The 1446-nt window shown below is 51.5% G+C and carries 1 protein-coding gene and 1 pseudogene; both read left to right on the top strand.

Features of this window, described 5'->3' with window-relative positions:
- Positions 1-465, top strand: a 465-nt coding sequence (locus tag DXB92_RS13140; RefSeq protein WP_117734221.1) for a DUF2815 family protein, incomplete at its 5' end; no start/stop codon positions are given.
- Between the two features lie 49 nt (positions 466-514).
- Positions 515-1446 (top strand): annotated as a pseudogene (locus DXB92_RS13895) (hypothetical protein); the annotation flags it as partial.

The raw sequence follows: 1446 nt of genomic DNA, 5'->3' as shown, positions 1-1446 counted from the left end.
CCGAAGTACAGCGTTTCCCTCATCATTCCGAAGTCGGACACGAAAACCATCGAAAAGATTCGTGCCGCCATTCAGGCTGCCTACGAGGAGGGTCAGGGCAAGTTGAAGGGCAACAGCAAGTCCGTTCCGCCACTGACATCGATCAAGACTCCGCTTCGGGATGGGGATTTGGAGCGACCAGACGATGAAGCGTATGCCAACAGCTATTTCGTCAATGCCAATTCCATCACTGCCCCTGGCATCGTGGATGCAGCCTGCCAGCAGATTTTAGACCACAGCGAGATTTACAGCGGTGTCTACGGCAGAGCCAGCATCACCTTCTATGCGTTCAACACCAAGACATCCCGTGGTATTGCCTGCGGACTGCAGAACATCCAGAAGATTCGAGATGGCGAACCGTTGGGCGGTCACAGCCGTGCAGAGGACGACTTCGCAACTGCAGAAGACGAAGATTTTCTGAACTAAGATAGCTGGGCGGACAGCTAGGCGTCATGCTTGGGTGGGTAATTGAGATATGAAAAAATTGATGATTGATTTAGAAACCAAAAGCGACATCGACATTGCCAAATCAGGTGTGTATCGTTATGCAGATTCCCCATATTTTGATATTCTGCTTTTTGCGTACTCCGTGGACGATGCCCCGGTGCAGGTGGTTGACCTTGCCTGCGGTGAACAGCTGCCGGAAGAAATCCTCAACGCTCTGACGGATGACCGCATCCAGAAACACGCTTTCAACGCCAGCTTTGAACGGGTCTGCCTGTCGGTCTGGCTGCGGCGAAACTATCCGGAATGCTTCATTTCCTATGGATTGCCGGAGGATGCCTGCGGCAACTACCTCAGCCCGAAAGCATGGCGGTGTACGATGGTGGCGGCTGCCTATCTGGGCTTGCCGCTGAGCCTTGCCGGCGTGGGGGCAGTGCTACAGTTACAGCAACAAAAAATGTCCGAGGGGAAAGCCCTGATTCGCTATTTCTGCGTACCATATGACACGGTGAACGGCGTTCCACAATTTCATACGCCTGCCGATTCTCCGGAGAAATGGAACGTCTTTCGGGCATACAACCAACGGGATGTGGAAACAGAACAAGCGATTGAACAAAAAATTGCTCGGTTCCCCGTGCCGGATTTTGTCTGGCAGGAGTATGCCCTTGACCAGACCGTCAACGACCGTGGGATTCAACTGGATTTGCAGCTGGTGCAACAAGCAATTCGTATGGACACATTGACAAAGGACAAGCTATTGCATCAACTGAAAGATCTGACCAACTTGGACAATCCGAACTCTGTTCAGCAAATGAAACAATGGCTGGCGGAACACGGACTGGAGTTAGACTCATTGGGAAAAAAAGAAGTACAGGAACAGCTGAAAACTGCTCCGCCGGACTTGCAAGCCGTGTTGTTACTGCGACAACAAGTATCAAAATCCTCGGTCAAAAAGTATCAAGC

Source organism: Ruminococcus sp. OM06-36AC, assembly GCF_003438725.1.
In the GTDB taxonomy this organism is placed as follows: domain Bacteria; phylum Bacillota; class Clostridia; order Oscillospirales; family Ruminococcaceae; genus Ruminococcus_C; species Ruminococcus_C callidus.
This window is presented reverse-complemented; position numbering and strand designations above follow the sequence as displayed.